Origin of the sequence: Streptococcus sp. 339 (assembly GCF_013277285.1) — a bacterium.
In the GTDB taxonomy this organism is placed as follows: Bacteria; Bacillota; Bacilli; order Lactobacillales; family Streptococcaceae; genus Streptococcus; species Streptococcus pseudopneumoniae.
In genome coordinates this window covers 20,518-27,300 of the sequence record NZ_VMMR01000059.1, presented here as the reverse complement: position 1 = coordinate 27,300, position 6,783 = coordinate 20,518, and the positions used below count along the sequence as shown (strand labels likewise).

The window sequence follows — 6,783 nt, the reverse complement described above, 5'->3', positions numbered from 1 at the left end:
AACATCTTGAAGTTGATTCATGATATCTTCCAATATGGGCATCAACAGCTCCATAACAATAGCGAAATTCTCGTATATAGTGACTATGGACATGTGGACCTACTCCCATTGGAGCCCAACAAGATCCCAGTTTACTGATTCTACCGAAACCAGCCTCATCTTGGTACATCAAGCGAACCTTACGAAAATGCCTACTGGTTTTAAAGCGCTTTCTTGTCTTCTTGAATTGAGATTTTATTTTTAGACGCGACAATGGTTTGAACGTCTGCTTTCTTGGGATGTTCTGGACGTGGCCTAATATTTCGCCAACCATGGCGCTTCAAGAGTTGATAAAAGGCATCACATGTGTAGGAAGGACCTAACTCCTTTGTATAAGCCTGAAATAAGGCATCAATTGTAACAAATTCTCCTGCCTCTGCAGCCTTCAAATGACGGGCAAGAAAGGCTTTCTCTTCCTCAATTGTCATATATGCATGGTTACGACCACCACGTGTTTCTTGAAGGAGAGAATCGAGTCCGAACTCCTCATATTTTTTTACAGTTGGCCAAATCGTTGTTTGATTACAGTCTAAAAGCTCTATAATCTCTTTATAAGATTTACCCATCAGACGAAATAGAACGATTTGAAGGCGTTTATGATATTTAGCTGTACTAGAGTCTTTTAAAAGTGTTTTGATAGCTTGGATTTCTTCTTTAGTTGATTTCATATTACTATTATATAATGCTTTTTGATTTTAGTTTAGTATTATCGTAGAAAATGGACTCGGTGCTATGGATAAACCGGATGAGAATGGTTATGTAGCAGATGACTATCGGATTACTTACTTAGAGGCCCACATCAAGGCCATGCGAGATGCCATTTACCAAGACGGGGTTGACTTGCTTGGTTATACGACTTGGAGATGTATCGATCCGGTTTCAGCTGGCACAGGGGAAATGAATAAGCGCTATGGCTTTATCTATGTAGATCGAGATAATGTAGGAAATGGGACTCTCAAACGTAGCAAGAAGAAGTCCTTCTATTGGTACAAGGATGTCATTGATAGCAATGGAGCAAGCATCGAGTAGAGCACATTTGTTTACTATTTTTATAAAATCTTCTCCCTGCTTTATAAGATGTAAAAAAGAGTTCAAATGGAACTCTTTTTTTGTTATAATGAAGGAAGAAAGATCAGACAGGAGAATAAAATGTCAGAACCATTATTTTTACAATCAGTTATGCAAGAAAAAATCTGGGGTGGAACCAAGCTACGTGATGAGTTTGGCTACGACATCCCAAGTGAAAAAATAGGGGAATACTGGGCTATCTCAGCTCACCCAAATGGAGTTTCTAAAGTTGCCAATGGTAGTTTTGAGGGAACAGATCTAGCTACTTTGTATGCAGAACACCGTGAATTGTTTGGCAATCGTCCTGAGCCTGTATTTCCGCTTTTGACTAAGATTCTGGATGCCAACGACTGGCTCAGTGTTCAAGTTCATCCAGATGATGCTTATGGACTCGAGCATGAAGGCGAGCTTGGAAAAACAGAGTGCTGGTACATCATCGCTGCGAATGAAGGTTCAGAGATTATCTACGGCCACAATGCCAAGTCAAAAGAAGAACTCCGCCAGCAAATCGAGGACAAGAATTGGGATGACTTGCTGACAAAAGTGCCTGTTAAGGCTGGAGATTTCTTCTATGTGCCAAGTGGCACCATGCATGCCATTGGGGCTGGCATCTTGATTCTTGAAACCCAGCAGTCTAGCGATACCACCTATCGCGTCTATGACTTTGACCGCAAGGACGATAAGGGCAACTTGCGTGAACTTCATCTTGAAAAATCCATTGATGTCTTAAACATTGGTGAGCCTGCAAATAGCCGTCCTGTAACTGTTAAAGCAGATGATTTGCGTTCCACTCTCCTTGTATCCAATGATTTCTTTGCAGTTTACAAGTGGGAAATTACTGGAAAAGTTGACTTCGAAAAGACAGCTGACTACAGCTTATTGAGTGTCTTAGCCGGTCAAGGTCAACTGACTGTTGACGGGAAAAATTATCCAATCCAAAAAGGCAGTCACTTTATCTTACCAAGTGATGTTGAAGCTTGGACTCTGGAAGGGCAAGGTTTGGAAGTGATTGTTAGCCATCCATAAAAAAGAAAGGGCCTGAGTTTACTACTCAAGTCCTTTTTGATTACATAAATTGGGCGATGAAGACCACGATGATGATGATTGGAATGACGAAACGAAGAAGGAAGAGCCAGACTTGGAACAGTCCCTGTTTCCATGCGGTTTCATCAAGATGGAGTTCCTCCATTGCAAGAGCCTTTTTAAAGATATAGCCTGTAAAAAGTGAAAGGCAGAGAGCTCCAAATGGCATGAGGAGATTGGAAACCAAGAAGTCCATAGCGTCAAAGAAGGTCTTCCCAAAGATGTGAGCATCCGCCATGACACCGTAAGATAGGGCTGAGGGAATGCCAAAGACAAAGGTCAAGATTCCCAAAATGGCACTCCACATGGCACGCTTGCTGTTGTCCTGGTTGGTGATATTGCCCACATTGATTTCCAGCATAACGACGGAAGAAGTGACTGTCGCAAAGAGGAAGAGCAAGAGGAAGAGGATGTAGAAAATGGTTCCAAAAGGCATCTTGTCAAAGAGTTGAGGCAAGACGATAAAGAGTAAGCTCGGTCCCCCTTCAGACTGGATATTGAAGGCTGACATAGCTGGGAAAATGGCGAGACCTGCCATGATGGATACCGAGATATTCATGGCTACGATGGAAATTCCTGATTGGACCAGATTGGTTTTCTTGTCTAAGTAAGAAGCATAGGTCAGCATGGCTGTAACCCCTAGTGAGAGGGCAAAGAAAGATTGTCCCAGAGCATAGAGGAGACCAGCACTGGTCAGTTTTGAAAAGTCTGGTTTGAGGAAGTAAAGAACCCCTTCCATGGCATTTGGCAAACTGAGAGAACGACCGATGATGACGACAAAGATGATAAAGAGCAGGGGCATCATGACTTTCGAAGCTCTTTCAATCCCTTTTTGAACCCCACGTGATACAATGAAGATATTCAATAGGATAAAGGTCGCTTGAGCTCCTAGAGCAATGGCTGGATTTGAAATGATTGAAGTAAATAACTGAGCATAATCACCCGTTCCACCAATTTGGAACAATTTTCCAAACTCAATGCCTAGATAGACTAAAATCCAGCCACCAATAACACTGTAGAAAGATAAGAGGATAAAGAGGGCAAAGGCACCAATCCAACCGATAAAGTTGTACTTACTATTCTTGCCTAGTTTTCCAAAGGTTTTGATTGCTGAGACACCAGCGCTTCGGCCGAGAGCAAATTCAGCTAGCAAAAGGGGGAAACCGATTAGAATAGTGGAAATGAGAAAGACCAGTAAAAAGCCTCCTCCACCGTTAGCAGCAGTCATATAGGGGAATTTCCAAACGGCACCAAGTCCGATGGCTGAACCAGCAGATGCTAGGATAAAGCCCGGTTTAGACCCCCATTGCGATTTTTCAGACATAGTTAAACTCCTAAAATTAGTGTTACAAAAGAAAAAGCTACTGCCCTTGGCAAATAGCCTCATCAGTACTCAAAATGAGCGTTTCTTTTGATTGATAGACTTGACTATCCTATCATGTTTTCTAAGGTCTGTCAAGAAAACCATTTTCATGTTATGATAAAGTAAAAAATTTCGCAAAAACGCTTGACTCTGACCTAAGGGGAGGGGTTATACTATCAGTGTAATACTCTTCGAAAATCTCTTCAAACCACGTCTGCGTCGCCTTACCGTACTCAAGTACAGCCTACGGCTAGCTTCCTAGTTTGCTCTTTGATTTTCATTGAGTATAAGGAGGAAATCATGTACCATATAAAAGAAGCTGCACAGCTTTCGGGTGTCTCTGTCAAGACCCTGCACCACTACGATAAGATAGGACTTTTGGTTCCTTTAAAGTCGGAAAACGGCTATCGAACCTACAGTCAGGAGGATTTGGAACGTCTCCAGGTCATTCTTTACTACAAATATCTAGGCTTTTCTTTAGAAAAAATAGCAGAGCTATTAAAGGAAGAAAGGACAGATTTATTGCCTCATTTGACCAGGCAGTTGGACTATTTGACTCGAGAAAGGGAACATCTGGATACCTTGATTTCAACCTTGCAAAAAACCATTCAAGAACAAAAAGGAGAAAGAGAAATGAGCATTCAAGAGAAATTTGCTGGATTTAACTACCAAGACCATCAAAAATACCACCAAGAGGCGGTAGAGAAATATGGACAAGAAGTCATGGACCAAGCGCTGGAGCGCCAGAAAGGTCACGAAGACGAGGCTACGGCTGCCTTCAACCAAGTTTTTCAAGCCTTAGCACAAAATCTTCAAGCTGGTCTGCCTGTAACAGCAACTGAAAACCAAGAGCAAACAGCCAAGCTCTTGCAAGCCATTCGTACTTATGGATTTGATTGTACTATTGAAGTATTCGGTCATATCGGTAAAGGCTACGTCTATAACCCAGAGTTTAAGGAAAATATTGACAAATTTGGTACTGGAACAGCCCAGTACACATCAGATGTCATTGCCCACTATGTCCAAACTCAAGCAAAATAAAATCGGAGGAGTAATCTTCCGATTTTTTCTATTAAAAGTTCTTTAATCATAATGCAGACTTCCCGCCACCCAGCCGGTACAGAGGGCAGAAGTGATGTTAAAGCCACCCGTGTGGGCATTTATATCCATAACTTCGCCTGCAAAGTGGAGGCCAGGTACCAGCTTACTTTCAAGGGTTTTAGGATTGATTTCCTTGAGACTGACTCCACCCTTGGTAACAAAGGACTTTGCAAGGGACATTTTTCCAGTTACAGGAATTTTAAGTTCTTTAATGGACTGGACAAGTTGTTCTCGTTCCTTTTCAGTCAGTTGTTTGACTTTTTCAGGATATCCTTGTACAAAAAATTCGGCCAAGCGTTCTGGTAACAAGGTTTTTAAAGCGTTTTTCAAGGATTTTTCCCGATTTTCTTCTAGAAATGTAACCAAGTCCTTCTCAGAAAGTTGAGGCAAAACATCGAGTGAGAGAACCTCCCCACCTTTGACAAAGCTAGACATGCGTAGGGCAGCAGGACCTGACAAACCAAAGTGGGTAAAGAGTAAATCATGAGTGATGACATGCTTACCATAACTTAGGGTCACATCGTCCAGAGAAATCCCTTGTAAGGCTTTATGTGGAAAATCTGTTAATAAAGGACTTTCAGCAGCCTCAAGATCGGTGATGGTATGCTTAAAATGGCGAGCAATCTCGTGACCAAAACCAGTCGAACCAGTCGAAGGATAAGACTTACCACCTGTTGTGACAATGAGTTTCTCACAAGTGAAGGTTTGATCCGCTGACTTAAGGACAAACTGGTCATCTACTTTTTTAACAGAAACGATTTCTATTTGAGTAGCAACTTGACCACCTAGTTCGGTGATTTTCTTTTCCAAAGCTTCGATAATAGTCCGAGACTTGTCACTGGCTGGAAAGACGCGTCCGTGGTCTTCGACCTTAAGTTTAACACCATTTTCTGTAAAAAAGTTGATGATGTCATGATTATCGAACTGGGAGAAAACACTGTAAAGAAAGCGTCCGTTTCCAGGAATTCCAGCTAGCAGGTTGTCTAAGCTACCATTGTTGGTCACATTGCAACGTCCCCCACCAGTCCCAGCTAATTTTTTTCCAAGTTTCCGATTTTTTTCGATGAGGAGGGTTTTCTGTCCATAAAAGCTACTGGAAATCGTAGCCATCATACCAGCAGGTCCTCCACCGATGACAATAGTATCAAAATGTTTCATAGCTCTATTGTACCACAAAAAAACAAGAGATGATGGTTACCTCTTGTCAAGAATGCAATTAATCAATTTCATAGCCCATCAGCAGACCGCCATCTTCTGCATAGAAACTGCAGAGACCAGATGTTGGGAGAATTTTAATATCCGCCTGTGGGAAGGTTTCACGGATTCGGTCTGAAAGCTGTTGGCAACATTTCTCGTTATTGCGTTGGGCCATGACAATACGGCCACCAGCATATCCTGCTTTCACTAACTCTTCATAGGCTGCTTGAACTGACTTCTTTGCTCCTCTTGCTTTTTGTAGCAATTCGAGGGTTCCAGTTTCACTAGCTTCCCCAACCATACGGATATTTAGAAGGCCAACGACCGTACCGATAAGCTTGCTCAAACGGCCGTTCTTCACCAAGTTATCGACTTTAGCTAGGACAAAGAGCAACTTGGTTTTTTCTTGATAGGCGGTGATAGCTTCAACCACTTCTTCAAAAGACAAGCCCTGGTCAATCAAATCATTCAATTTTTCTACGAGCAAGTCAACTTCCCCACCAGCAGACAAACTATCAATTACATGAATCTTAGTATCAGGATGGTCTTCCAGATAAATATTCTTGGCCAGTTGCGCACTATTGTGGCTGCCAGAAAGAGTACCAGTGATGGTTACTAGGAAAATGTTTTTGGCTCCTTCAAATGCTCGCAAATAATCATCTGGGCTTGGACAAGCTGATTTTGAAGCTTCTGCGGTTGCATACATGGTTTCCATCATATGGTCAATATCAAGACTGGCATCATCAACAAAGACCTGATCAGCTACTTGAATGGTTAAGGGGACACTTACAAAGGTTGTGTTAATAGCTGGTGTTGGCAGTTGACGATAATCACAACCAGAGTCAGCAATAATCTTCCAAGTCATAGAAATTCTCCATCTTTGTCAGTTATACATTGACAAAGGTTCTGTCTTTTTTTACAATTATATCATG

Annotated in this window: 5 protein-coding genes and 2 pseudogenes; 3 read left to right on the top strand and 4 right to left on the bottom strand. The window is 41.9% G+C overall.

Translation table 11 applies throughout. From position 1 onward, the window contains the following. Positions 1-707, bottom strand: a pseudogene (locus HT736_RS07825) (IS630 family transposase); the annotation flags it as partial. A gap of 40 nt (positions 708-747) precedes the next feature. On the opposite strand from HT736_RS07825, the pseudogene HT736_RS07820 reads away from it, so the two are divergent. Next, positions 748-1,068, top strand: a pseudogene (locus HT736_RS07820) (family 1 glycosylhydrolase); the annotation flags it as partial. Between the two features lie 120 nt (positions 1,069-1,188). After that, positions 1,189-2,133, top strand: coding sequence for a mannose-6-phosphate isomerase, class I (manA, locus tag HT736_RS07815; protein ID WP_050223723.1), 945 nt, complete (start codon positions 1,189-1,191; stop codon positions 2,131-2,133). A 40-nt stretch (positions 2,134-2,173) separates the two neighbouring features. Here manA and HT736_RS07810 read toward each other — a convergent pair whose 3' ends face one another. After that, positions 2,174-3,514: a sodium-dependent transporter gene (locus tag HT736_RS07810; RefSeq protein ID WP_050223719.1), complete on the bottom strand. Its 1,341-nt coding sequence runs from the start codon at positions 3,512-3,514 to the stop codon at positions 2,174-2,176. Between the two features lie 339 nt (positions 3,515-3,853). Here HT736_RS07810 and HT736_RS07805 point away from each other — a divergent pair, with 339 nt between their 5' ends. Continuing rightward, entirely contained in the window at positions 3,854-4,594 is a 741-nt protein-coding gene (locus tag HT736_RS07805; RefSeq protein WP_000274782.1) for a MerR family transcriptional regulator, read from the top strand. A gap of 42 nt (positions 4,595-4,636) precedes the next feature. On the opposite strand, the gene HT736_RS07800 is transcribed toward HT736_RS07805, so the two are convergent. Beyond that, positions 4,637-5,812, bottom strand: coding sequence for an NAD(P)/FAD-dependent oxidoreductase (locus tag HT736_RS07800; RefSeq protein ID WP_000680053.1), 1,176 nt, complete (start codon positions 5,810-5,812; stop codon positions 4,637-4,639). 58 nt (positions 5,813-5,870) lie between these two features. Continuing rightward, complete coding sequence (locus HT736_RS07795) at positions 5,871-6,716, bottom strand: DegV family protein (protein ID WP_054388076.1); 846 nt, start codon at positions 6,714-6,716, stop codon at positions 5,871-5,873. Positions 6,717-6,783 lie beyond the last annotated feature (67 nt).